Below are 23,705 nucleotides of genomic sequence, written 5' to 3'. Positions count from 1 at the left end.
CACTTCATCGGGTGGTCACGAACCGCTTTCCCGTTCGCCGCGCACCGTGTCCCCACGGTCACGGTCAGTGGATCAATACCTGGGAGAGGCCGACCCGGCCCGTGCCGGTCTTCACGATGCGGACTGTACGGGTGCGGCTGTCCAGGTTCACGACGGTGGGGCGCAAGGCCTTGCCGCTGACGTGGACCGTGGTGTCGTCGGTGACGATGTCGAAGTCGGACGTCGTCGTGGAGGCGTCGTTCCAGACCTCGACCTGGCGGATGTGGCGGGTGGCTCCGAGGTCCACGTGCCACCAGGCGCCGGGCTCGGCGAGGGTGCGGGTGTCGGTGTTGGTGTCGGCGTCCAGGGCGCGCGCGGCGGTGGCGGTGGCGTCCGTCGAGGACTGGGTGGCCGTGCCGGTGCGCGCGAGGTCGGTGCGCAGCTGCTCGACCGGGCCGCCGTGGGCGCCGGCGCGGGCGGCGACGGCGAGTGCGTCGGCCGGGAGGCGGTCCAGGCCGGTGTGGTTGCCGGTCATGACGGAGCCGGTGCCGCCGAGGGCGGGGGCGGCGGTGTCGGTCCAGTTGCCGCGCGCGGTGTTCTGCATGCCGTAGTCCGCCCAGTTGGACACCCACTTGTAGCCGATGCGCGTGATGACGTTGTTCTCGACGGTGATGTACGAGGACTGCTCGTCCAGGTAGATGCCGTTGCCGTCGCGCTCGGTGTTGCCGTACGCGGAGCGGTTGATGTAGTTGCCGCTGACGACGGTGCCGGGCTGGGCGCCCTGGGTGTAGATGGCGCCGCCGTCGTGCTGCTGCCGGGCGACCTCCATGACGTCGGTGATGCGGTTGTCCGTCACCTTGTTGTCGCGGAGCACGGACTTCCGCGCCTCGGGCTGGTTCCAGCCCCAGCCGACGGAGATCGCCGAGTACGGGAGGTGGTCCAGGCTGTTGTGGTCGACGGTGAGCTCAGCCTCGTAGCCGGCCCAGATGCCGACCGCGTCGGTGTACTCGACACCGGTGCGGCTGATCGTGTTGTACGCGACGGTGTTGCGCTCCCCGGCGAGTGCGGGTTCGGGCAGGGGCTCGGTGTCGCCGACGTAGACCGCGCCCGAGGAGAGGTCGGTGAACGTGGAGCGGGTGAGCGCGCTGTCCTTGGTACCGGCCTCCAGGATCGCTCCGGCGCCGCCGAGGTGGGTGAAGTCCGCGGAGTCGACGGTGACCCGCCGGCCGCCGCGCACGGTGAGGGCGGCGGCCGGTTTGGTGTAGTAGCGGCCCGCGTGGTCGACGGGGCCGGTGGCTCCGGTCAGGGTGAGACCGGCCTGCATCCCCGCGTAGCCCTCGTCGGTGCCGGGCTGCCGGTAGGCCGCGTACGCGAAGCCGATGCCGCTGACCGTGAGGTCATGGGCGCCGTCCACGGTGAGCAGCTGTTCGGTGTGCGGGGTGACGGCCCGCGCGTGGCGCATGTTCTCGCCCTTGCGCGGGAGGTAGGTGACGGTGCGGCCGGCGGAGTTCCACACGAACTCGCCGGGCTCGTCGAGAAGTTCGGCGGCGTTCTCGAAGAACGCGACACCGCTGTAGCGGCCCGAGTCGACCGTGGTGGTGTCCCAGGAGGGGCCCGTGCGCTGCGTGCCGCTCGCGGAGTTGGTCCAGCAGGGCTGGGCGAAGGTGAGGGTGTCGCCGCTGACGCCCGCGATCCGGCAGTGGTAGTTGCGCCAGCGGACGCGGATGACGGCCTCGGCGTCCGTGGGGTGCGCCCAGTGGTCGATGCCGGTGGCGGTGGCGCCGGTCATGCCGGTGGTGGTGGCGTCGCAGGTGGCGGCGGGGCACGCTTCGCCCCGGGCGCGGGTGGCGCGGCGGCCGTCCACGAAGAGCTGGCGCGGGGTGACACCGGCGGGGACGGCGGCGGTCCAGGTGCCGTCGGGGTTCTTCCGCCAGCCGGTGAGGTCCCGGCCGCCGGAGAGGACCGGGTGGGCGCCGGGGGCGGCGGCCCAGGTGGTGCCGGAGTCGGCGGCGCCGAGCTCCAGGGGCGCGTCGAGCCGGTACGTGCCGTCCTTGAGGAGGACCCGGACCTCGCGGCGGTGCTCGGTGCGGGCCAGGTCGCGGGCGCCCTCCGGGGTGCAGGGGCGGGCGGTGGTGCAGGCGGAGCCGCGGCCGTCCGGGGCTGCGTACAGGGTGCGGGTCGCGGGCGCGGCCCCGGCGGACGGGGCTGCGAGCAGGGCGGTCAGCAGGGCCGCGGTGGCGGATGCGGCGGTGGCTCGTACGACGTTCAGGGGGCGGTTCACGCGGTGGCCTTCCAGTCGGGGTGGCCGGGCATGGGCGGGTTGACGGCTCCGAAGAGCCAGTCGCGGAGGAACGGGTCCAGGGAGCGGTCGCGGGTGACCTCGACGGTGTGCCGGATGAACTGCTCCGAGGTGTACGTGGAGTCCTTGAAGCGCCTCACCCACTCACGCATCACCGTGTCGAAGGAGCGCCGGCCGATGCGCTGGTTCAGGGCGTAGAGGACGAGGGCGCCGCCGTCGTAGATGTTGGTGCCGCCGAGCGCCTTGGGCAGTCCGGGCGGGCCGTCGGCGGCGCGGACGGCGTCGAGCTTCTCGTAGGTGGCCTTCATCTTGTCCGCGAGGACGGACCAGCCGCGCTCCTCGCCGTACAGACCGGCGTAGTACACGGCGGGGCCCTCGTTGAGCCAGGCCTGCTCCCAGTCGTGCGGGGTGACGGAGTCGCCGAACCACTGGTGGACGAGCTCGTGGACCATGGTGGTCTCGTAGCCGGGCTGCCCCTGGGCGTTGGGCTTGAACCAGTTGGTTCCGAAGAGGGACAGCGTCTGGTTCTCCAGCGCGTCGGTGTAGCCGTCGTAGATGTGCACCCCGTAGACGGAGAACGGGTAGCGGCCGAACTTCGCCTCCAGCCAGGCGAGATGGTCGGCGGTGCGGGCCACGACCGGGGCGTACGTGTCCTCCTGGCCCAGGGGCACGATGTGGCGCAGGGGCAGGCCGCGGTGGCTGCTGCCGTACAGGTAGGTGCCCTTGACCACGGCGATGCCGATGAGCTCGGTGGCCATGCGCTCGCGGAGGGCGAAGTGCCAGACGGTGGAGCCGTCGGCGCGCGGTGTACGGTGCGTCAGCTCGCCGTTCGCGGTGGCGACGAAGCCCTCGGGGGCGCTGATGTGGAAGGTCCAGGTCGCCTTGTCGGAGGGGGTGTCGTTGCAGGGCAGGAAGGTGTCGGCGCGGGAGGACTGGGCGGCCGAGGCGAAGCCCCCGTCGCTCCCGAAGCGCCAGCCGGTGAGGCCGAGCCGGGGTGCCTTGCCGTTGCCCCGGTAGCGGATCTCGACGGTGAACGCCTGGTGGTCGCGGAGGGGGCGGGCCGGGGTGACGGTCAGCTCCTGGCCGCTCCGGCCGGCGGCGAGCCGCCAGGTGGCGGGGCGGCCGGCGACGGTGACGGCGTCGATGGTGTGGCCGTCGGTGTCCAGGTTGAAGGCGAACAGGTCCTGGGTGGCCTCGGCGCTGATCTTCACCGTGGCGGTGAAGTCGTACGTCACCGGGGTGAAGTCGAAGGTCAGGTCGTAGTGGGTGACCTGGTAACCGCCGTTGCCGAGGGTCGGGAAGAGCGGGTCGCCGACTCCGTCCGAGCCGGGCTCCGGGTGGAAGCCGTGCGGCCGGGCGGCGGCGGGGGTGCCCAGGGCGGGGACGGCGACGGCTGCCGCGACCGCGGCGCCGCCGAGCGCGAGGACCGAGCGTCGGGTGGTCACTTCTTCCCCTTCTGGAAGGCTTCCTCGAACTCGCCGCGGGCCTTCTCGCCGCCCTTGGCCAGGTAGTCCTTGACCAGCTGGTCGTAGGCCGACATCGGCTTGCGGCCGGCGACGATGTCTTTGATGACATCGCCCTTGAGCGTGCTGAGGCTGCCGTAGCCCTTGGAGTCCCAGGTGGGCGAGGAGTAGCGGAGCGTCGCGTCCGGCACCATCATCGGGATCATCTTGGTGAAGGCGTCGTGGACATGGCGCACGCCCTGCTCGGAGTCGGCGCTGAAGACCGCCGGGACCGCGGAGGCGGTGAACTTCCAGGGCACGGTGACGTCCTGGGTGCCCCGCTTGGTGAGCGCCGGGTTGCCCTTGGCGTCGCGGGTGAAGTCCTTGCCCTCGACCCCGTAGTTGATCAGGGTGTACTCCAGGCTGCCGAACGGCGAGGCCGCGAAGTCGGCGAACCGCAGGATCTCCTTGACCCGGTCGCCGGACGCCTTGCTGATGTGCGTGTTCTGGAGTGCGACGTTGTCCATCCAGGTCACGGCGTCCTTGCCGACGGGCACGAACGGGCGCGGGTCGAACTTCTTGTTGATCGCCTTCATCGTGGCGACGTAGCCGACACCGGGTGCCAGGTAGCTGGGCATGCCGTCGTAGACGTACGCGCCCTTGCCGTTCTTGAACATGTCCGTGTACTGGGCCTTCTGGGCCCCGGACATCTGGAGGGTGCCCGGGTAGTAGCAGCCGGCCTTGTACAGCAGCCGGGCCGTCTCGACCGCCTTGCGGTACTCCGGGGTCTCCAGGTCGAGGGTGAATGTGCCGGTCTTCTCGTCCAGCCGCCAGGACGCGGGGGCCCCGGCGGACATGGCGATGACGCCGGTGGCCCCGGCGATGATCGCGTACTGGTCCTTCTCGGGCCGGGTCAGCTCCTTGCAGACCTCCACGAAACGGTCCAGGTCGGTGATCTGATCCAGGCTGGTGACGCCGACCTCTTCGAACAGGTCGTGGCGGTAGAAGCCGGCACCGCCGGTCCCGGAGCGGGCGATCGGGATGCCGTAGAGCTTGCCGCCGAAGATCGCGCCCTGCCAGGCGGCCTCCGGGATGGCGGCGAGGTTGGGGTAGTCCTTGATCGCGTCCCCGGCGAGGTGCGGGGTGAGGTCGGCGCACTTGGCCCGGAGGAAGGCGGCCTTGTTGTCGACGCCGCCGCTCTCCGGGTACATGAAGAGGTCGGGCAGGCTGTCGCTCGCGACCATCGTGGAGAACTTGGTGCTGTAGTCGTCGGAGGGCACACCGGTGATGTCCACCCGGGCGCCGAGCAGCTTCTCGATCTCCTGCCAGGCCACGTTCTTGCCGCGCGAGGGCGGCGGCGGCGAGAACGTCTCCATCGTGGCGCTGATCGCCTTCGCGCCCTTCAGCGGAGTGCCCTTCGTGGCCCGCAGCGGCTTGGCCGGATAGCTGAAGAAGCCCTGCGGGACACCGGCCGCGGTGCCCTCCAGGTCGGGCTTGAGCCCGATGTTGCGGACGGCGCTGTGCGGGAGCAGGGACGCGCTCTTCGCCTCGGCCTTCGCGGTCGTGCCGCCGTCGCCGCAGGCGGTGAGCAGCGGGGCCGCGGCCAGCCCGAGGCCGACGCCTGCGCCCAGTCGGAGGAGTGCTCTGCGGTTGATGGGGGTGGAGCTCGACACCTGGATCTCCTTGGAAGAGGGAAGGGAAGGAGCGGGGGGCGGCAGCTGCGCTCAGCCCTTGACGGCTCCGGTGAGCACGCCCTTGGTGAAGTAGCGCTGGAGGAACGGGTAGACGCAGAGGATCGGGACGACCGCGATCACCAGGACCGCCATCTGCACGGCCTGCTGCGGGGCGAGCACCTCGCCGGCCGACGCGGCGTCGAGGCTCTGACCCTGGAGGACGTAGGTCCGCAGCACCATGGGCAGCGGCCACTTGTCGGAGTCGTTGAGGTACAGGAGCGAGTTGAAGAAGGCGTTCCAGTACGTCACCGCGTAGAAGAGGCTGATGACGGCGAGGACGGCCTTGGACAGCGGCAGGACGATGCGGACCAGGATGCGGAAGTCCCCGGCGCCGTCCACCTTCGCCGCGTCGTACAGCTCCTCCGGCAGGTTCATGAAGAAGGACCGCAGGACGACCAGGTTGAAGGCGCTGACCAAGGTGGGCATGACGAGCGCCGCGTACGTGTCGTAGAGGCCGAGCCCCTTGACCAGCAGGAAGTTCGGGATGATGCCGGCGTTGAACAGCATGGTGAACAGGGCCGTCATCAGGATGAAGCGGGAGCCGGTGACCTCGCGGCGGGAGAGCCCGTACGCCATGCCGACGGTGACGAGCAGACTGGCGAGGGTGCCGAAGACGGTGATGCCCACGGACACGATCAGGGCCCGGCTGACGACACCGCCCGTGAAGATCGTGCGGTAGGCGTCGAGGGTGGGGTGGTCCGGCCACAGGACGAGGCCGGAGCTCTTGATGATGTCGGTCTGCGAGGCGAAGCTCGTCCCGATGACGCCGACGAGCGGGTACGCGACGGCCAGGACGACCACGACGACGGCGACGGCCTTCGCGGTCTGCCCGATGCGGGTCGGGCGCTCCATCCAGGGCGGGCGGCCGTCGGACTTGCGTACGGGGGCGGGCGGGGCCTGCGGCGCGGTGGTCCGGGCCGTGGCGCGCTTCTTCTCAGCGGTCAGCACCGCGGTACACCCCTTCGTGGCCGAGTCGGTGGGCGAACTTGTTGGCGCCGAGCACGAGTGCGGTGCCGATGACCGCCTTGACGAGTCCGACGGCGGCGGCGACGCCCCAGTCGTTGTCCCTGATGCCGTGGTAGTAGACGTAGGTGTCGAGCACCTCACCGGCGTCCGGGCCGACCGCGTCGCGCTGGAGCAGGATCTGCTCGAAGCCGACGGAGAGGATCTGCCCGAGGTTGAGGATGAGCAGCAGGATGAGCACGGGTGCGATGCCCGGCAACGTCACGTGCCACAGGCGGCGCCGTGGGCCGGCTCCGTCGATCGCGGCGGCCTCGTACTGCTGCCGGTCGATGTTGAGGAGGGCGGCGAGGATGATGATCGTGCCCCAGCCGGCGTCCTTCCAGGCCACCTGGAGGGTGAGCAGCCAGGGGAAGGCGTCCGGGTCGCTCATCATGTCGTAGCGGGGCAGGCCCATGCCGCCCAGGACGTCGGGCAGGACGCCGGCGCCGCCCAGGATCTGCTGGAAGATCGAGACGATGATGACCCAGCCGATGAAGTGCGGCAGATAGACGACGCTCTGCACGAAGCGCCGGATGCGGTCGCTGGCGATGCTGTTGAGCAGCAGGGCCAGGGCGATGGGCACCGGGAAGAAGAACACCAGCTGGACGAGGGCGATCTCCAGCGTGTTGAACGTCGCGCTCCAGAAGGCCGGTTCGCTGAACGCCGCGGAGAAATTGGCGAAGCCCACCCAGACGCTGTGCATGTATCCGAGGTACGGCTGGTAGTCCTGGAACGCCACCACGTAGCCGAGCAGCGGCACGTAGTGGAAGACGATGAAGTAGAGCAGGCCGGGCAGGGTGAGCAGCAGCATCACCCGGTCGCGTTTGAGGCGCTGTCCGAGTGTGAGCCGGTGCGGGGCGGCGAGGGCCGGGCCGGGCGGCGGTGCGGGCTCCTCGGCCCGCTTTCGCCGCGTTCGCCGCTTTTCGCGCGGCAGCGGGGGTGCTGTGTCAGCCATGGTGGGTCCTGTTCGGCTGGGTGGCGCGTGGTGTGCCTTCTGCGGCGGCAAGTTAGTAAGCGGTTAACCCAAGCGTCAAGGGATCCGGGCGAACGTCTTCACCGACCGTCGGCCTCCGGGGCGAATTCAGAGGCGGCGAAGGCTAACAAAGCGGTATTAACAGCCCATTGGGGCAGGTCGTGCGCTTGACGGTCGGCCGTCGACCTCCCTAGCGTGCCGGTCACTCGATAGAACACGATTACTATCCGGAGGCAGGGTGCGAACCACCGAAGAGGCACCGGCCCGTTCCGGTACCGAGGCAGCGGATCCGCCCGGGAGGCGGCCGCGCACGGTCCTGGTCATGAGCACGGGGCTGCTGGACGACGTCTTCCCGCCCGCCGTCCGGTCGCGTCTCGAGGAGACCGCGGAACTGCTCGATCCGTCGGTGATCAGCGAGTTCGACTCCCCGGCCGCCGCCCGGGCGCTGTCCCGGGCGGAGGTGCTGCTGACCGGCTGGGGCTGTCCGCCCGTGGACCCGGCGCTGCTGGACCGGGCGCCCGAGCTGCGGGCCGTCGTCCACGCGGCCGGCACCGTGAAGACGTTTCTGTCCCCGGCCGCCTTCGACCGCGGGATCGTCGTCTCGTCGGCCGCCGCGGCCAACGCCGTACCGGTGGCCGAGTACACCCTCGCGGCGATCATCATGGGCGCCAAGCGTGTCTTCCCGCTCGCGGGCCTCTACCGGACCCGCCGCACCCACCGCACCGCCGCCGATCTGGACCGCCACCACTGGCTCGGCACCCACGGCCTGACCGTCGGGGTGGTCGGCGCCTCCCGCATCGGGCTCCGCGTGATCGAGTTGCTGCGGACGGCGCTGGACGCGGAGGTCCTCCTCCACGACCCGTACGTGAGCGCGGCCGGGGCGGCCCTCCTCGGCGTCACCCCCGTAGACCTGGACACCCTCGTGGCGACGAGCGACGTGGTGACCCTGCACGCGCCGGACACGCCGGAGACCCGGAACATGATCGACGCCCGCCGGATCGGCCTGATGCGCCCCGGGACGCTGCTCGTCAACACCGCGCGCGGCCCGCTCGTGGACACCGAGGCGCTCACCGGGCACCTGGTCAGCGGCCGGCTCGACGCGGTCCTCGACGTGACCTCGCCCGAGCCGCTGCCGCCCGGCCACCCCCTGTGGGACCTGCCCAACGTGTTCCTGACCCCGCACCTGGCGGGCGCCCAGGGCAACGAGGTGGGGCGGCTCGGCGCCCTCGCCGTGGACGAGCTGGCACGGTACGCCCGGGGCGAGCCGTTCGGGCACCCCGTGCACCGGGCCGACCTGGGGAGGATCGCGTGACCGCCCTTCCCCCACGGGCTCCGGCTTCGCGGCCGGCCGCGCCCGCCACGGCACTAGGCTCGTCGTCACACAACAGCCTTCAGGGGGTGAGCCGGATGCGCCGGCAGAGCACGGCCGGGGACGGACAGCGGCGGGCGACGGTCACCGACGTCGCCCGGCGCGCGGGCGTCTCGACGGCCACCGTCTCACGCGTCCTGAACCGCAACTACCCCGTCGCGGACGCGACCCGGGAGCGCGTCGAGTCCGCCATGCGCGAGCTCGGCTACGTGGTCAACGCGCACGCCCGCGCCCTGGCCGGGGTCTCCAACCGCACCGTGGGCATCATCGTCAACGAGGTCATCGACCCCTTCTACGCGTACATCGCTCGCGGGGTCGAACGGGAGGCGGCGCTCGGCGGACGCCTCTGCCTGGTCTGCTGCACCCAGGGCGACCCGCAGCGCGAACTGGCCTTCATCGACCTGATGCACGAGCGCCGGGCGGACGCGGTCGTGGTAGTGGGCGGCTCCATCGCGGACCGCGGCTACACCTCGGAGCTGGCCCGCCGGGCGCGCGAGCTGGACGCGGGCGGCTCGAAGCTGGTCCTGTGCGGCCGGCCCCCGATCGGCGAGTCCGCGCCGACCGCCGCCGTGGAGTACGACAACGAGGGCGGCGCCTTCGCGATCACCGACCACCTGCTGATGCAGGGCCACGAGCGCATCCTCTACCTGGGCGGTCCGCCCAGGCTCTCGACCACCCGCGACCGGCTCGCCGGGCACCGCCGCGCCCTGGAGCTGCGGGGTGTCCCCGTCGATCCCGAGCTGGCCCAGCCGGGCGCCTTCAGCCGTGGCTTCGGGTACCGCAGGATGGCCGAACTCCTTCGGGACGGGCCGGAGTTCACCGCCGTGTTCGCGGCCAACGACATGGTGGCGGCCGGTGCCGCGCAAGCCCTGGAGGAGGCGGGCGTGCGGGTGCCCAAAAACGTCTCGCTGGTGGGGTACGACGACATCCCGGTCGCCCAGGAGCTGCGCCCCCGGCTGACCACCGTCCATGTGCCGCTGGAGGAGATGGGCCGCCAGGCGGTGCGGCTCGCCGTGTCCGGCGGGGACGAGGACGACTGGCGGGAGCCGACCACCGGGGCGCTGCGGCTCGGCACGCACATCGTGGTACGCGATTCCGTGGCGCCGCGGTCCGGCAGACCGCTCCGCAAGTGACCGGTTACTTCCCGCCTGTCCGCAGTTGGCCATAGAAAATCACAGTAACTTCCCGACTCCTCTTGCGGCTCCACAGCAACCGCTTACATGCTGACGGGGCACCCCCCACCGTTCCGCACGCCTTCGCCCCTCGTTCATGACTGCAGGGAGAGTTCCGCATGCGTAAGCACACCCCGTCCGTCGCCCCGGCCGCCTCCCCCGCCCCCCGGACCGCCTCCTCTCCGAGCCGCCGCGCCGTCCTCGGCGCAGCGGCGGGCGCGGGAGCCGCGGCGGCCCTCGGCCTCACCGCCACCGCCGCCCACGCCGGGCCCGCGACCGCCCGCCCCGTCTCCGTGACCGTCACCGGACGCCCCGCCGCCGAGGCCGAACGGCTGCGGCTCGCCCAGGCGTTGCGCGGCTCGGAGTTCCAGCCGACCGGCCTGTACGTGCCCGCCGGCACCCCGCTCGCGCTGACCGTCCAGCCGTACGACGACCTGGTCCCCACGCTCTGGATCGGCGCCTGGGACTACTACGGCGTGGTCACCGAACCCCGCAGCTACCCGCTGACCGCCGGGGCCAACACGGTGACCGACCCGCACGGCGGCCCGGTCTACCTGACGCTCACCGGGAGCGGCGAACGGGCGGGCGTGCTCTTCCGGTCCGGTGCCGTCCGCATGCCCGTCTTCACGCTGGGCCGGACCGGCGAGGCGGACTACCAGCACCAGCTGGACACGCTGACCGAGTCGCCCTGGGTGGAGCTGCACGCCCCGCACACGATCATGACGCTGACCCGCGAGGGCGCCCTGCTGTACCGCGACGAGGACCACGCGGCGCTGCTCCGGCTGGTCGAGACCATCATCGACTCGCACGCCCGGATCAGCGGGCTCGACGGCTCCAGGGCGGTGCACCGGCGCAAGGCGGGGCCGTACCACTTCACCGAGGTCAGCAAGGTCCCCGCCGGCGTCGGCGCCTACGCCACGCACGGCTACAACGGCTTCCCGCGCGCCTACCTGGACCGGGCCACCACCGTCGAGGGCCTGCGCACCCGGGGCTGGGGTCTGTACCACGAGCTCGGTCACCTCCACCAGCAGATGGCGTACAAGCCGGGCGGCCTCACCGAGGTCACCGTGAACATCTACTCGCTGGCCGCGCAGCGCACCCTGGAGCAGCCGTCGAACCTGCTCACCGTCGACCCGGCGACCGGGCTCACCGTGTTCCAGAGCTCCCGGGCGAAGTTCGGGACGGCCGGACTGTCGTACGAGAAGTCGTTCGGGGCGTACGAGAAGCTGGTTCCGCTGCGCCAGCTGGAACTGGCCTTCGGGGAGGACTTCTGGCCGCGCCTGCACAAGCTGGTGCGCGAGGAGAACCCGCAGTCCGACTACACCGAGGACGCCAAGCGCTACCGGGCCCTGGCCACCTACTCCAGCCGGATCGCGGGCTACGACCTGACGGACTTCTTCGTGCACACCTGGGCCTTCCCCATCGACGCGACGGGCCGCGCCGAACTCGCCGCGCTGCGTCTCCCCCAGCCGCCCGTCGACCCGGGCACGCTCTCCGACTGAGACCACGACGACGAGGAAAGGGAGTCATCATGCAACTGAGCAGAAGGACCCTTCTCGCCGTGAGCGGCGCCACGGCGTCGGTGGTCCTGACGGCAGGGGCCGCCCGGGCGGCAGCACGCGAGGAGGAGTCCGTGAACGACTTCGACGTCCTCCTGGACCGAGCGCAGACCCTGCTCACCGGCGGCGCGTTCGACCCCTCGGACCCCGATTTCGCCGCCGGCGTCGCCGCCCTGGACAGCACGGCGGGCGCCCTGTGGGACACCTTGGACCGGACCGCTGGGCGGACCGCGCTGTGGCCCGATCTCGCGCCGCTCACCGACCCGGGCAACTTCGGCCAGAGCTACACGCGGCTGCGCACGCTCGCCGTCGCGTGGGCCACACCCGGCACGGCGCTCTCCGGAAGCGCGGAGACGGCCGAGGCGCTGCTCGGGGCGCTGCGGTTCGCGTACGACTCGGCCTACCACCCCGCGGCGCGCGAGACCGGCAACTGGTGGTTCTGGGAGATCGGGGCGCCGCGCGCGCTGATGGACTGCTGCGTCCTGCTGCGCGAGCGGCTGCCGGCCGCCGATCTCGCGGACTACCTCGCGGTCGTCGACCGGTTCTGCCCCGACGCGGACCGCCGCACCAACTCCCCCACACTGCCGGAGACCGGCGCCAACCGCACCGACAAGGCGGTGATCGTGGCGCTGCGCGGGCTGCTCGGCAAGGACGCGGACAAGGTGGCGTCGGCCCGAGACGCGCTCTCCGACGTACGCGACTCGGGCCGCAACAGCCTTTTCCGCTACACGACTTCGGGCGACGGGTTCTACGAGGACGGCTCGTTCGTCCAGCACTCGGTGGTGGCGTACACCGGCTCCTACGGCACCGTGCTGCTCGGCGGCGCCGCCTGGCTGCTCTCGCTCCTGGCCGGCTCCGCCTGGGCGGTGGCCGACCCGAAGGTGTCGGTGATGTACGAGGCCGTGGAGCGGAGCTTCGTCCCGGTGATCTTCGACGGGCTGATGATGGACGCGGTGCGCGGCCGCGCCGTGTCCCGGGAGCGGGCGGGCGACCACCGGGACGGGGTGGCGGCCGTCGCCGCGATCCTGCTCCTGGCGACCGGCGCCCCGGCCGGCCTGGCGGACCGCTGGCGCTCGCTGGTCAAGGGCTGGCTCACCCGCAACCGCACCACCCCGTTCACCTCGCTGGCCACCCTGCCCCAGCTCGCCCTGGCCAAGGCGGTGCTGGCCGACCGGGAGGTGCCCGCCGCCCCGCGCACCACGGGCAGCTTCGTCTTCGCCGACATGGACCGCGTCGTCCACCGCCGCCCCGGCTGGGCCTGCACCCTCTCGCTGTCCTCGAAGCGCATTTCCGCGTACGAGGCGGGCAACGGCGAGAACCTGCACGGCTGGTACACCGGCGACGGCATGACGTACCTCTACGACGGCGACGACCTCGGGCAGTACAACGACGGCTTCTGGCCGACCGTCGATCCGTACCGCCTGCCGGGCACCACGGTCGACACCCGCCCGCGCGACGACCTCGGCACCGGCGCCGGAACCTCCACCTACCGGCCGCCGAACGCGGTGGCGGGCGGCGCCGCGCTGGACGGCCGCTACGGCGCCGCCGCGATGGAGCTGATCGGCGCCCCGGGCAGCAGCCTGCGTGCCAGGAAGGCGTGGTTCCTGCTGGACAACACCGTCGTGGCACTCGGCGCGGGCATCACCTCGGACGACGGCCGCCCGGTCGAGACGGTCATCGAGAACCGCAACCTGGGCGCGGACGGCCGCAACCGGCTGCTCGTGGACGGAATCCCGCGCCCGGGGGGCCAGGGCCGCAACGGCGCCCCCGGCCAGGCCCGTTGGGCGCACATCGAGGGGGTCGGCGGCTATGTGCTGCCCGGCGGGGCCGCCCTGCACACCCTGCGCGAGGAGCGCACCGGCACCTGGCGGGCCATCGACACGGGCGCGGACACCGGCGGCAGCACCGACCCCGTCACCCGCCGCTATCTCACCCTCTGGCTCGACCACGGCCCCTCGCCCGACGGCGCCGGGTACGCCTATGTGCTGCTGCCCGGTGCCTCCGCGGCGGCGACCGCCGTCTGGTCGGCGTCCCGGCCGGTGCGCGTCCTCGCCAACGACGCCACCGCGCAGGCGGTGGAGGACCGCAGGACCGGCCTGACCGCCGTGCACTTCTGGGCCGCCGGTACGGCCGCGGGCATCACCGCGTCCGGTCCCGCGACGGTCCTGGTGCGGCGGCGGGGTGCGCGGGTGTCCGTGGCGGTCGCCGACCCGGGCCGGACGGGGACCTCCGTCACGGTCGGCCTTCCGTTCACCGTCCGCAGGGCGGCCGAGGCCGACGACACCGTCGAACTCACCCCGGGACGCAGGCCGTTGCTCACCATCGCCGTCGGTGGTTCCCGGGGCCGCACCCACCGCGCCGAACTCGTCCAGTAACCCGCACACACCAGGAGCACCACCGCCATGTCCGTCGCCCCGCATCTGCACCTGCCGCCCACCGACCGGATCCTGTCCTCCCGCACCGGCTGGACCCGGGCCCACTGGGAGGCGACCGCCGACCGGATGCTGGACGCGCTGACGCCGTACGCGACACCGGGCTTCGCCCAGTACCGGCTGCCCGGCCGGAACAGCTGGTCCGGTGTCGTGTCGGACGGACTGGAGGGTTTCGCCCGGTCGTTCCTGCTGGCCGCGTTCCGGATCGCGGGCGCGGGCGGAGCGGTCGACCCCGCGCTGACCGAGCGGTACGCGGCGGGGCTCGCCGCGGGCACCGACCCGTCGAGCGGGGAGGCGTGGCCGCGCCTGACGGACTGCTCGCAGCAGCTGGTGGAGGCGGCGTCGGTCGCGATCGCGCTGCACGAGACCCGGCCGTGGATCTGGGACCGGCTCGACGCCCGGGTGCAGGAGCGGGTCGCCGACTGGTTCTCCGGCTTCGTCGGCGGGCGCACCTGGGACAACAACTGGCGTCTGTTCCAGGTGGTTTCGGAGCAGTTCCTGGCGTCGGTCGGCGCCCCGTACAGCAGGTCCGACATCGAGGGCGGCCTCGACAGGATCGAGGACTGGTACGTCGGTGACGGCTGGTACACCGACGGCAGCGGGCGCAACTTCGACTACTACATCGGCTGGGCCATGCATCTGTACCCGCTGCTGTGGGCGCGGATCGCCGGCCCGGACGGCGACGGAGGCCGGGCCGCCGTCTACCGGGAACGCCTCGGCCGCTTCCTGGAGGACTATCCCCACTTCTTCGGCGCCGACGGCGCCCCGGTCCACCAGGGCCGGTCGCTGTGCTACCGCTTCGCGGCGCTGGCCCCGGTGTGGATGGGCGCCCTCGCGGACTGCACCCCGCTCGCGCCCGGGCTCACCCGCCGCCTCGCCTCCGGGGCGCTGCGCCACTTCGCGGAACGCGGGGTGCCCGACGAACGGGGGCTGCTGACGCTGGGCTGGTACGACACGTTCCTGCCCACCACACAGCCGTACTCCGGTCCGGCGTCACCGTACTGGGCGAGCAAGGGCTTCCTCGGGCTGCTGCTCCCGGCCGACCACGCGGTGTGGACGGCGCGCGAACTGCCGCTGCCCGTCGAGGAGTCCGACACGTACACCGCGCTGCCGGCGCCCGGCTGGCTGTTGCACGGTACCCGGCACGACGGGATCGTCCGGCTCGTCAACCACGGCAGCGACCACAACCCGCTCCCGGAAGCGGGCGGCACCGACCCGGACGCGGGGGCGGGCGAGGACGATCCGCACTACGCGAAGCTGGCGTACTCGACGGCGACCGCTCCGGAGTCCGCGCCGCACGCCTTCGCCCGGAACATCGACAATCACCTGGCGCTCCTCGCCCCGGACGGCACCCCGTCCCGGCGCCGCCGCATTCACCCGGTGCGCTGCGAGGACCGCGTCGCCGCGTCCTGGTCGGCGGCCCGGCTCCCGGGCGACGAACGCGCGTACCGGATCTCCACGACGAGCGTGCTGCACGGGCCGTGGGAGATCCGGGTGCACCGGGTCGAGGCGCCCGAGGGCGCCGTGGTCCGGGAGGGCGGCCACGCCGTCGCGCACCCGACGAGCCCGTTCGCCACCTCGGGGCCCGGCTGGGCGCTCGCCCGTACCGCCGACGGCCTGTCCAGCGCCGTGGTCGGGCTGTACGGCTGGGACGGCGGGCCGGAGGACGCCGAGGTGGCGCGGGACGTCGAGGCCAACGCGTACGGACCGCACTCGGCCGTCCCGTATCTGCGCAGCGCTCCCCACCCGGGCGGCGTCACCGTCCATGTCACGCTCGTGGTGCTGTCCCGGGACAGTGTCCACCCGGAGGCCCTGCGCTCGGCCGTACGGGTGCGGGTGGCCGGGGACGCGGTGACGCTGGGCTTCCTGGACGGCCGCACGGTCGAGGTCTGATCAGAAGCGGGGGGCGTGGTCCTCCCTGCGGTCGAGATGGCCTACGAGCTCCTGCGCCAGGGACTTGATGGTGTCGAGCCCCGCCCTTCCCCAGGGGCGGGGCACGGTGTCCACGGCGCAGACGGCGCCCAGGGCGATCCCGGTGCGGTCGATGAGCGGTGCCCCCAGGTAGGAGCGGATGCCTATGTCGTCCACGACCGGGTTCCCCGCGAAGCGCGGGTAGTCGCAGACGTCCTCCAGAACGAGCGCCTTGCGCCGGACGACCACGTGCGGGCAGTAGCCGTGGTCGAGGGCCACGTACCGGCCGCTGCGGCCGCTGCCCGCCGCGGTGGCCCCCAGGTCCGAGCCCTTGCGGGTCCCGGCGGGGGTGTGCAGTCCGGCGTAGAACTGGCGGTTCCCGTCGATGAAGTTGACCATCGAGAACGGCACGTCCGTCACTTCGGCCACCCGGTCGGCGAAGGCGTCGAAGTTGTCGAACGAGGCGTCCTCCCGCTCACCCAGGCCGAGGCTGCGCAGCCGACGGGTGCGGGCGGGCGCCTCGCTGTCGACGGGGGTCAGCAGCAGCCGCCCGGCGGCGCGCGGGATCACGACCGGGCCCCGAATCCGGCGTGTCCGGGGAGCGGCACGGCGTCGTCGGTGGCGTTGATGAGGTGCTGGACCAGCGTCACCAGCGTGCCGGTGCCGGAGCTGGCGATGCGGGCGTCGCACAGGACGACCGGCACCTCCGGCGACAGGTCGAGCGCGGCGCGGACCTCCTCGGGGCCGTAGCGGTAGGCACCGTCGAACTCGTTGACGGCGACGACGAATCCGATGCCGCGCCGCTCGAAGAAGTCGACGGCCGCGAAGCACTCCTCCAGCCTGCGGGTGTCCGCGATCACGACCGCTCCCAGCGCGCCCTGCGAGAGCTCGTCCCACATGAACCAGAAGCGCTCCTGGCCCGGTGTGCCGAACAGGTACAGCACGTGCTGGTCGTCCAGTGTGATGCGGCCGAAGTCCATCGCCACGGTGGTGGACGTCTTCGACTCGACACCCTCCAGGCTGTCGGTCGCGGCGCTCGCCTGGGTCAGCAGCTCTTCCGTGCTCAGCGGCGCGATCTCGCTGACGGCGCCGACGAACGTCGTCTTGCCGACGCCGAATCCGCCGGCGACCAGCACCTTCAACGCGACGGGGAAGCCCTCGGGCGCGGCCGGCGGCGCGGCGTACTCGGCGGTGGCGGTGTCCTGCCCGTACCCGCCGCCGGAGCCGTGGTCCGCGTAGCCGTAGCCATAGCCGGAGCCGTCCGGGTAGCCGTAGCCGTCAGAGCTGTCGTCGTAAGCCATCGAGCACTGCCTCCAGCAGATGTCGGTCGGTGGGCGTGTCATGGAAGGCGGGCGCGTGCGCGGTGACGGCGCCGCAGTCGACCAGGTCGGAGAGGAGGACCTTGGTCACGACGGCGGGCAGCCTCAGATGTGCGGCGATCTCGGCCACCGAGGTGGGGCCCTCGCACAGGCCCAGGGCCACCGAGTGCTCGGGGCCGAGGTGGGTCTGCGGAACGGACCCGGTGGCCATCACCAGGGACAGCAGGTCGAGCACGGCCGTGGGACGGGTACGGCCGTTGCTCACCGTGTAGGGGCGGATGAGGCGGCCCGCCGCGTCGTCGAGCAGCGGCCCGTCCTGGGTGACCGCCATGGTCACAGCCCCACGGTGCCCGGCGTCCCGGCCGCCTGTCTCACCGGGGTCATCAGATAGGGCCGCACACTCTTCACCAGCATGGTCATCTCGTAGCCGAGGACGGCGGCGTCGGCGTTGCGGCCGGCGAGGACGGCCAGACAGGTGCCGGAGCCGGCGGTCGCGACGAAGAGGAGCGTCGAGTCGAGCTCCACGACCACCTGCCGGACCTCGCCGTTGTCCCCGAACCTCGCCCCGGCGCTGCGGCCGAGCGAGTAGAGGCCGGCCGCCAGCGCCGCCATGTGGTCGGCGCTGTCGGCGTCCATGCCGTGGAGGGACTTCACCAGCCCGTCGGCGGAGAGCAGGACAGCGCTGCGGGTGTACGGCACGCGCTGGACCAGGCCGCTCAGCAGCCAGTCGAGGTCCGAGACCTGACCGGACGGCGTATCGGTCGCCATGGGGCATCTACTCCTTGATGGGGTTCGCTGCGAGTGGGTCGTGGTCGCCGGGGTGGGCACCGGCTCCGCGCAGTCGCGCGGGTGCGGCGGCGCCCCGGACGGGGAGCGGCCGGGCCGGTGCGCCCAGCTGGGCGGCCGTCGTCATGTGCGTGGCACCGGCCGGTGGATCGGGCGCGGGCTCCTGCTCGGCCTCGGCCCGGGCCTCGGCGAGGTCGATGCCGCGCCGGAAGGCGGCGACGAGCCCGGGGTCGTGCAGGACGGGCTCGTCCCCGGACCTGGGCGCGGGGGCCTCCCTGAGCTGCGGGACCAGGTGCTCCTGGTTGGTGCGCCTGGGCAGCAGGGGCCGGTCGGCCGCGGTCTTCGGCGCGGTCCCGTCGTCGGAGGCGGGCGCGGCCGTGGGTGGTGCGTCGTCCGCCGGCCGGTCCGTGCGCTCGGCGCGCAGCGGCAGGGGCGGGGCCTCGCCCTGGCGGCCCGGGGCCGGCTGGGAGGGGGTCCGGTGCGGGCTGGGCTGCTGGCTGGGGACGTAGGGCCGGCGTTCCGGCTCGGGGGCGGGCGCCGGCTCGCGCGGTGCCGGGCGGTCCTCCAGGGGCGGTGGGCGGTGCACGGGTCCGGTGGGCGGGAGCGGTGCGTCCGCGGTCTCGCCGGGGCCGTCCTCGTCGGCGCCGAGCAGGGTCTGCGGGAGGACCAGGACGGCCTGGGTGCCTCCGTAGATGTTGCTCTGCAGCCGTACGGCGATGCCGTGCCGCCGGGCCAGCGAGGCGACCACGAACAGGCCGATGCGGCCGTCCTGGAGGAGGCGGGCGACATTGACCTGGTCGGGGTCGGTGAGCAGGGCGTTCATCCGCTTCTGCTCGTCGCCCGGCATGCCGAGCCCGCGGTCCTCGACCTCCAGGGCGAGCCCGGCGGTGACGCGCTGGGCGCGCAGCAGGACCTGGGTGTGCGGGGCGGAGAACACCGTGGCGTTCTCCACGAGTTCGGCGAGGAGGTGGATGACGTCGGCCACGGCGTGCCCGCGCAGGGTGCCGTCGATCGGGGGGACCAGCTTGACCCGGGGGTACTGCTCGACCTCGGCGATCGCCGAGCGCAGCACCTCGGTCATGGTGACCGGGTTGCTCCACTGGCGGCGGGAGACGGCGCCGCCGAGCACCGCGAGGTTCTCGGCGTGTCGGCGGATGCGGGTGGCGAGGTGGTCGACGTGGAAGAGGCCCTTGAGCAGGTCCGGGTCCTCGACCTCGTGCTCCAGCTCGTCCAGCAGCTGGATCTCGCGGTGCACGAGCGACTGGAGGCGACGGGCGAGGTTGACGAAGACCTCGACCTTCTGGTCCTCGCCGCTGGACTCGGAGAGCCGGGAAGCCTGGACGACGGCGGCCACGGCGGACTCCTGCTGGCGGCCCAGCTCCTGGGCCAGCAGCTCGAAGGGGTCCCCGCCGGACGGCGGGCTCTGCGGGGCGCTCCGGACGGACACGGGCTCGCCGTTGCGCAGCTGTTCCACCACGCGTTGCAGTTCGGCCTGGCCCTGGGCGCTGGTCCGGCGCAGCGCGAGGCAGCGGCCGAAGACCGTGGTGGCCGCCCGGTTGGCGGCCAGGAAGGCGGCGAGCACCGCGGCGAGCGCGAGGGCGGCCGCCGAGCCGAGGGCGATCCAGAGTTCCGTGGACGGCCGTGCGTGGCCCGCGCGGGCGGTGAAGATGACGGCCGCGGCGCCGGCGAGGGCGACCGCGAGGGCCGGCAGCACGGCGGTGCGCAGGAGTTGAGGGCGTATGCGTGCCTCGGGGGTGGGGCGGGCGGCGCGTGGTCTGGCCGCGGCCGAGTGGGAACGGGCGCCCGGTCGGCCGTGCCGCCCGCCCTCTCGTCGATCCGGTCGCGCGTCGGGTGCGCGAAGTTGAGACATCAGCGTCCTCGGTACGTGGGGCCCCAGGCATCTGCGTTCATGTGGTGGCACCTACGGTGGTCGGGCATTCTCGGGTCATCGGCCGGGCAGGCCCGGAGAATATGAGCCCACCGTTGATCACCGGGCACACACGGTAGTCGCCGGAAGTGCGGCCGCGATGGGCAGTTGTGGAACTTGCCCGCCATCCGTCCCGCTCTGGTATGAGCGCTCGCACGGGCGACCGATTCGGACGGGCCCGTTTCAGGGACGCGGACACGCGAAGGCCCCCTCGACGTGGGCCGAGGGGGCCTGACCGGAACGTATGCCGCCGGGTCTCAGGGCTGGGGCGCCCGGTCGCGGTCCCTGCCGGTCTCCGGGGCGGAGCTGCCCGCCGGTTCGTGGAGCTGTACGTGCACGGGGGGCCAGTTGCCCCAGCCGGGGGCCGGTTCGGTGGCGACGGCTCGCCACCACGGCTCGACGGGCGGCGGATCGGCGGGCTCCAACGGCTGGCCGGGGCGCGGGGAGACCATGGTGACGCCCACGGACCCGGCGGCGCGCATCGACCATTCGGCGGGCTCGGCCCACGGGTGCAACGCGAGGTTGAACGTCCCCCAGTGGATCGGCAGCATGACGCCCGCCCCGGGATCGTCGCCCTGGAGGTCGAGGTGGGCGCGCACGCCCTCGTCGGGGCTCATGTGGATGTCCGGCCAGGCGCCCGGCTCCGGCATGTCGTCGGTACGGTCCTTGGACCAGTACTGGCTGTACGCCCCGATCTGGATCATGGTCGCGTCGAACGGGCCGTGTTCGGCGCCGATGGCCCGGAAGCCGGGGAAGTATCCGGTGTCGCCGCTGTGGTAGATCCGGTGCTCGGGTCCGGCGACGGCCCAGGAGGCCCAGAGCGTGTGCTGCTGGTTGCGCAGGCCGCGTCCGCAGAAGTGGCGGGCGGGGGTGGCGGTGAGGCCGATGCCGGCGACCGTCGTGGTCTCGTTCCAGTCGAGCTCGCGCAGCCGGTCGGGCGCGACGCCCCAGCGCTCCAGATGCGCGCCGACGCCGAGCGGAACCACGAAGACCGTGTCCGTACGGGCCAGCGCCCGGATCGTCGGGAGGTCGAGGTGGTCGTAGTGGTCGTGCGAGATCACCACCACGTCGACCGGCCCCAGGGCGCCGAGCGGCACGGGGGCCGGATGCAGGCGCCGGGGGCCCGCGAACGCGAAGGGGGAGCAGCGCTCGCCCCAGACCGGGTCGAACAGCACGCGCCGGCCGTCGATCTCGGCGAGGACGCTGGAATGCCCCATCCAGGTGATCCGGAGCCCGGAGGCGGGCGGCCGGGCGAGGTCGGCGACGGTCGTGGCGTGCACGGGCACCGGGGCGGCGGGGGCCCGGAGCGCCCGCTCCTCCTTGCGGAAGTAGACCCGGGCGAATTCCAGGGTGGAACCGGAGGGTCTGATCCGCGCGCCCACCGGGTTCTGGAAGACGCCGTCGGCGAAGTTGGGCGAGCGGCGGATGCGCTCCATGCGTGCGCCGTCCGGGTCGGCCCCGAAGGCAGCGGGGCGCAGCGCACGCAGCCGGGTGCGGAGCGGAAGGCTGTGGTCAGCGCCGGTCACGAGGTCTCCTGAGGAGTCGGGGTCGTCCCATTATGGCGAAGGGGTACGACAGTGCGAGAGCGGAACAGCCGGGTGGGTGGCGTTCCGCACCGACCGCCTTTCCCACGTCGCCGTCCGTACGCGCGCTCGCCATGAGCACGTGGGAAGCCGCCCCGTTCCCGGCGGGAACCGGAACCGCACCTCACGCCGTCGGCGCACCGGCGCCTTCCGGCCACCGGGGCCGCGCGGCGGCGGAGGCCGCGTTGACAGGGCCCTCCCCGGCTCCCGATACTGACCGGCGATTCAGTAATACGGCCGCCGGCGCAGGCCCGCCGGACCCGCCCGCCCAGGACCGCCGACAGCGACCGAGGAGCACTCCCGATGACGACGCCTCCGGTGTCCCCGCCCGCCCCGCTCATCTCGCTGACCTGGACCGACCACGCCACCGGCTGCCGGGGCCACCTCGTGGTGGACCGGCTGGTGCGCGGGGTGTCCAGCGGCGGCCTGCGGATGCGCCCGGGCTGCACGCTGGAGGAGGTGGCGGGTCTGGCTCGGGGCATGACGATGAAGGAGGCCCTGCACTTCGACGCGGACCGGCCCGGGTCCCGCTACATACCGCTGGGCGGCGCCAAGGGCGGCATCGACTGCGACCCGCGCGACCCGGCGGCGTACGGCGTCCTGGTCCGCTATCTGCGGGCGATGCGCCCGTACATCGAGAACGTCTGGACGACCGGTGAGGACCTGGGCCTCTCCCAGCACGTGGTGGACCGCGCGGCGGCCGAAGCGGGGCTGGTCTCCACCGTGCAGGCCGTCTACCCGCTGCTGGAGGACGAGACCGCGGCCCGGCGCCGGCTGGCCGACGCCTTCGCCCTGGAGGTGGACGGCATCGGCCTGGACGAGCTGGTCGGCGGCTGCGGGGTCGCCGAGGCGGCGCTCGCCGCGCTGGACCGGGACGGGGTCGCGTACGACGGCGCGCGGGTGGCGCTCCAGGGGTTCGGAACCATGGGCGGGGCGACCGCCCGCTTCCTGTCCCGGGCGGGGCTGCGGGTGGTCGCCGTAGCCGATGTGAAGGGCACGATCGCGAACCCGGCCGGGCTCGACGTCGAGGCGCTGCTCGCCGCGCGGGACGCGCACGGCACCGTGGACCGGGGCGCGCTGTGCGCCGGCGACCGGGAGCTGCCGGCCGACGCCTGGCTCGTCCAGGACGCCGAGGTGCTCGTCCCGGCCGCCGTGTCCTACGCCGTGGACGCGGTGAACCAGGCCGGGATCAGGGCCCGCTGGGTCGTGGAGGCCGCCAACATGCCGGTGCTGCCGGAGGCGGAGGCGAGGCTCGCGGCGCGTGGGATCACCGTGCTGCCCGATGTGGTGGTCAACTCCGGGACCAACGCCTGGTGGTGGTGGACCCTGTTCGGTGACATCGGGGCCGACGCGGACGAGGCGTTCGCGCACACCCGGCGTGCGATGCGCGAGCTGATCGGCCTCGTGCTGGCCCGCGCGGAGGCGGACGGCTGCACACCGCGGGCGGCGGCGCACGCGGTGGCCGCCGACCGGCTGCCGGTGATGGCCGAGCGCTTCGGCTGGTACCGCTGACCGGGCCCGTCCGTCCGTACCCGGTCCGCCCGACCTCCCCCGGGCCGGCATTGGTTAGGGTGACCGCGTGGCGAGAGTGCGGTTGGGAGTGGCGGAGCGGCGCGAGGAGTTGCTGCGTGCCGCCGTCGAACAGATCGAGGTGCGCGGTGTCGCGGCCGTGCGCATCGCCGATGTGGCGTCCGTGCTCGGCGTGAGCAACGCGCTCGTGCTCTATCACTTCTCCACCAAGGAGAAGCTGGTGGCGGCCGCCTTCGCGCACGCCGCCGAGAGCGATCTCGCCCATCTGCGCGCGCTGTTGAGCCGTCGCACGACCGCCGTGCGCCGGTTGCGCGCGGCCGTCCGCTGGTACGCGCCGACGGGCCAGGCCAAGGGCTGGCGGCTGTGGATCGAGGGCTGGGCGGCCTCCCTCCGCGACCCGGCGCTGCGCAATGTGGCCGGCGATCTCGACCAGCAGTGGAAGGCCGAGCTGGCCGAGGTCATCGAGGAGGGCGCGGCGGCGGGTGAGTTCCACTGCGACGACCCGATGTCCGTGGCCTGGCGGCTGACCGCCCTGCTGGACGGACTGGCCGTGCAGATGACCTCGTACAACGGTCCGCTGTCCCGGGCGACCATGCTGGAGTGGACCGAGCAGGCACTCGCCCGTGAACTGGGTATCGACCACGAGGCCCTGACGGCCTGACCGCGCTCCACCTCGCTCCGCCGGCCCC

Annotated in this window: 18 protein-coding genes; 7 read left to right on the top strand and 11 right to left on the bottom strand. The window is 72.9% G+C overall.

The window, feature by feature from the left end:
• Positions 1 to 64: 64 nt before the first annotated feature.
• The 5 genes from ABZ565_RS05605 to ABZ565_RS05585 all read right to left on the bottom strand — a co-directional run bounded on the left by ABZ565_RS05605 (position 65) and on the right by ABZ565_RS05585 (position 7,410).
• Complete coding sequence (locus ABZ565_RS05605; RefSeq protein ID WP_361020761.1) at positions 65 to 2,260, bottom strand: right-handed parallel beta-helix repeat-containing protein; 2,196 nt, start codon at positions 2,258 to 2,260, stop codon at positions 65 to 67.
• Positions 2,257 to 3,723: a M1 family metallopeptidase gene (locus ABZ565_RS05600; RefSeq protein ID WP_361020759.1), complete on the bottom strand. Its 1,467-nt coding sequence runs from the start codon at positions 3,721 to 3,723 to the stop codon at positions 2,257 to 2,259. Before ABZ565_RS05600 ends, ABZ565_RS05605 begins: the two co-directional genes overlap by 4 nt.
• Positions 3,720 to 5,393 (bottom strand): extracellular solute-binding protein, encoded by a 1,674-nt coding sequence (locus ABZ565_RS05595; RefSeq protein WP_361020757.1) that lies wholly within the window; start codon positions 5,391 to 5,393, stop codon positions 3,720 to 3,722. The genes ABZ565_RS05600 and ABZ565_RS05595 overlap by 4 nt, the downstream gene beginning before the upstream one ends.
• 51 nt (positions 5,394 to 5,444) lie before the next feature.
• Positions 5,445 to 6,305, bottom strand: a complete 861-nt coding sequence (locus ABZ565_RS05590) for a carbohydrate ABC transporter permease (protein WP_361021160.1) — start codon at positions 6,303 to 6,305, stop codon at positions 5,445 to 5,447.
• 82 nt (positions 6,306 to 6,387) lie between these two features.
• The gene (locus ABZ565_RS05585; RefSeq protein ID WP_361020755.1) at positions 6,388 to 7,410 is read right to left on the bottom strand and encodes an ABC transporter permease subunit; all 1,023 of its coding nucleotides are present in this window, start codon (positions 7,408 to 7,410) and stop codon (positions 6,388 to 6,390) included.
• 340 nt (positions 7,411 to 7,750) lie between these two features.
• Between ABZ565_RS05585 and ABZ565_RS05580 the strand changes: the two genes are divergently transcribed.
• From ABZ565_RS05580 to ABZ565_RS05560, 5 genes are all read left to right on the top strand, one after another.
• Positions 7,751 to 8,740: a hydroxyacid dehydrogenase gene (locus ABZ565_RS05580; RefSeq protein ID WP_361020753.1), complete on the top strand. Its 990-nt coding sequence runs from the start codon at positions 7,751 to 7,753 to the stop codon at positions 8,738 to 8,740.
• Between the two features lie 95 nt (positions 8,741 to 8,835).
• Positions 8,836 to 9,930 carry a LacI family DNA-binding transcriptional regulator gene (locus tag ABZ565_RS05575; protein WP_361021158.1) on the top strand — a complete coding sequence of 365 codons (1,095 nt, stop codon included), beginning with the start codon at positions 8,836 to 8,838 and terminating at the stop codon, positions 9,928 to 9,930.
• 158 nt (positions 9,931 to 10,088) lie between these two features.
• Positions 10,089 to 11,471, top strand: coding sequence for a M60 family metallopeptidase (locus ABZ565_RS05570; RefSeq protein ID WP_361020751.1), 1,383 nt, complete (start codon positions 10,089 to 10,091; stop codon positions 11,469 to 11,471).
• A 29-nt stretch (positions 11,472 to 11,500) separates the two neighbouring features.
• Positions 11,501 to 13,903 (top strand): polysaccharide lyase 8 family protein, encoded by a 2,403-nt coding sequence (locus ABZ565_RS05565; protein ID WP_361020749.1) that lies wholly within the window; start codon positions 11,501 to 11,503, stop codon positions 13,901 to 13,903.
• A 27-nt stretch (positions 13,904 to 13,930) separates the two neighbouring features.
• Positions 13,931 to 15,853, top strand: a complete 1,923-nt coding sequence (locus ABZ565_RS05560; RefSeq protein WP_361020747.1) for a DUF2264 domain-containing protein — start codon at positions 13,931 to 13,933, stop codon at positions 15,851 to 15,853.
• Here the strand turns inward: ABZ565_RS05560 and ABZ565_RS05555 are convergent, their stop codons facing one another.
• The 6 genes from ABZ565_RS05555 to ABZ565_RS05530 all read right to left on the bottom strand — a co-directional run bounded on the left by ABZ565_RS05555 (position 15,854) and on the right by ABZ565_RS05530 (position 21,429).
• A complete protein-coding gene (locus tag ABZ565_RS05555) occupies positions 15,854 to 16,441 on the bottom strand; it encodes a GAF domain-containing protein (protein ID WP_361020745.1) in 588 nt (195 codons plus the stop codon). It lies immediately after the preceding gene.
• On the bottom strand, positions 16,438 to 17,172 hold the full coding sequence (locus ABZ565_RS05550) for an ATP/GTP-binding protein (protein ID WP_361020743.1): 735 nt from the start codon (positions 17,170 to 17,172) through the stop codon (positions 16,438 to 16,440). Before ABZ565_RS05550 ends, ABZ565_RS05555 begins: the two co-directional genes overlap by 4 nt.
• The gene (locus tag ABZ565_RS05545; RefSeq protein ID WP_361021156.1) at positions 17,150 to 17,521 is read right to left on the bottom strand and encodes a DUF742 domain-containing protein; all 372 of its coding nucleotides are present in this window, start codon (positions 17,519 to 17,521) and stop codon (positions 17,150 to 17,152) included. Before ABZ565_RS05545 ends, ABZ565_RS05550 begins: the two co-directional genes overlap by 23 nt.
• A 2-nt stretch (positions 17,522 to 17,523) precedes the next feature.
• Positions 17,524 to 17,958 carry a roadblock/LC7 domain-containing protein gene (locus tag ABZ565_RS05540; protein ID WP_361020741.1) on the bottom strand — a complete coding sequence of 145 codons (435 nt, stop codon included), beginning with the start codon at positions 17,956 to 17,958 and terminating at the stop codon, positions 17,524 to 17,526.
• 7 nt (positions 17,959 to 17,965) lie between these two features.
• The gene (locus ABZ565_RS05535; protein ID WP_361020739.1) at positions 17,966 to 19,846 is read right to left on the bottom strand and encodes an ATP-binding protein; all 1,881 of its coding nucleotides are present in this window, start codon (positions 19,844 to 19,846) and stop codon (positions 17,966 to 17,968) included.
• Between the two features lie 314 nt (positions 19,847 to 20,160).
• Positions 20,161 to 21,429: an MBL fold metallo-hydrolase gene (locus tag ABZ565_RS05530; protein ID WP_361020737.1), complete on the bottom strand. Its 1,269-nt coding sequence runs from the start codon at positions 21,427 to 21,429 to the stop codon at positions 20,161 to 20,163.
• 360 nt (positions 21,430 to 21,789) lie between these two features.
• Here ABZ565_RS05530 and ABZ565_RS05525 point away from each other — a divergent pair, with 360 nt between their 5' ends.
• Both ABZ565_RS05525 and ABZ565_RS05520 read left to right on the top strand, forming a co-directional pair.
• The gene (locus ABZ565_RS05525) at positions 21,790 to 22,998 is read left to right on the top strand and encodes a Glu/Leu/Phe/Val dehydrogenase dimerization domain-containing protein (protein ID WP_361020735.1); all 1,209 of its coding nucleotides are present in this window, start codon (positions 21,790 to 21,792) and stop codon (positions 22,996 to 22,998) included.
• Positions 22,999 to 23,086: 88 nt separating this feature from the next.
• Positions 23,087 to 23,677: a TetR/AcrR family transcriptional regulator gene (locus ABZ565_RS05520; RefSeq protein ID WP_361021154.1), complete on the top strand. Its 591-nt coding sequence runs from the start codon at positions 23,087 to 23,089 to the stop codon at positions 23,675 to 23,677.
• The last annotated feature ends 28 nt before the right edge of the window (positions 23,678 to 23,705 follow it).

This window comes from Streptomyces sp. NPDC016469 (genome assembly GCF_040632905.1).
Taxonomy (GTDB): Bacteria; Actinomycetota; Actinomycetes; order Streptomycetales; family Streptomycetaceae; genus Streptomyces.
This window is presented reverse-complemented; position numbering and strand designations above follow the sequence as displayed.

Coding starts and splice junctions, on each gene's coding strand:
- ABZ565_RS05590 (WP_361021160.1), bottom strand. CDS start 6,305: ATGGAGCGCCCGACCCGCATCGGGCAGACCGCGAAGGCCGTCGCCGTC.
- ABZ565_RS05585 (WP_361020755.1), bottom strand. CDS start 7,410: ATGGCTGACACAGCACCCCCGCTGCCGCGCGAAAAGCGGCGAACGCGG.
- ABZ565_RS05580 (WP_361020753.1), top strand. CDS start 7,751: ATGAGCACGGGGCTGCTGGACGACGTCTTCCCGCCCGCCGTCCGGTCG.
- ABZ565_RS05575 (WP_361021158.1), top strand. CDS start 8,836: ATGCGCCGGCAGAGCACGGCCGGGGACGGACAGCGGCGGGCGACGGTC.
- ABZ565_RS05570 (WP_361020751.1), top strand. CDS start 10,089: ATGCGTAAGCACACCCCGTCCGTCGCCCCGGCCGCCTCCCCCGCCCCC.
- ABZ565_RS05565 (WP_361020749.1), top strand. CDS start 11,501: ATGCAACTGAGCAGAAGGACCCTTCTCGCCGTGAGCGGCGCCACGGCG.
- ABZ565_RS05560 (WP_361020747.1), top strand. CDS start 13,931: ATGTCCGTCGCCCCGCATCTGCACCTGCCGCCCACCGACCGGATCCTG.
- ABZ565_RS05550 (WP_361020743.1), bottom strand. CDS start 17,172: ATGGCTTACGACGACAGCTCTGACGGCTACGGCTACCCGGACGGCTCC.
- ABZ565_RS05545 (WP_361021156.1), bottom strand. CDS start 17,521: ATGGCGGTCACCCAGGACGGGCCGCTGCTCGACGACGCGGCGGGCCGC.
- ABZ565_RS05540 (WP_361020741.1), bottom strand. CDS start 17,958: ATGGCGACCGATACGCCGTCCGGTCAGGTCTCGGACCTCGACTGGCTG.
- ABZ565_RS05535 (WP_361020739.1), bottom strand. CDS start 19,846: ATGTCTCAACTTCGCGCACCCGACGCGCGACCGGATCGACGAGAGGGC.
- ABZ565_RS05525 (WP_361020735.1), top strand. CDS start 21,790: ATGACGACGCCTCCGGTGTCCCCGCCCGCCCCGCTCATCTCGCTGACC.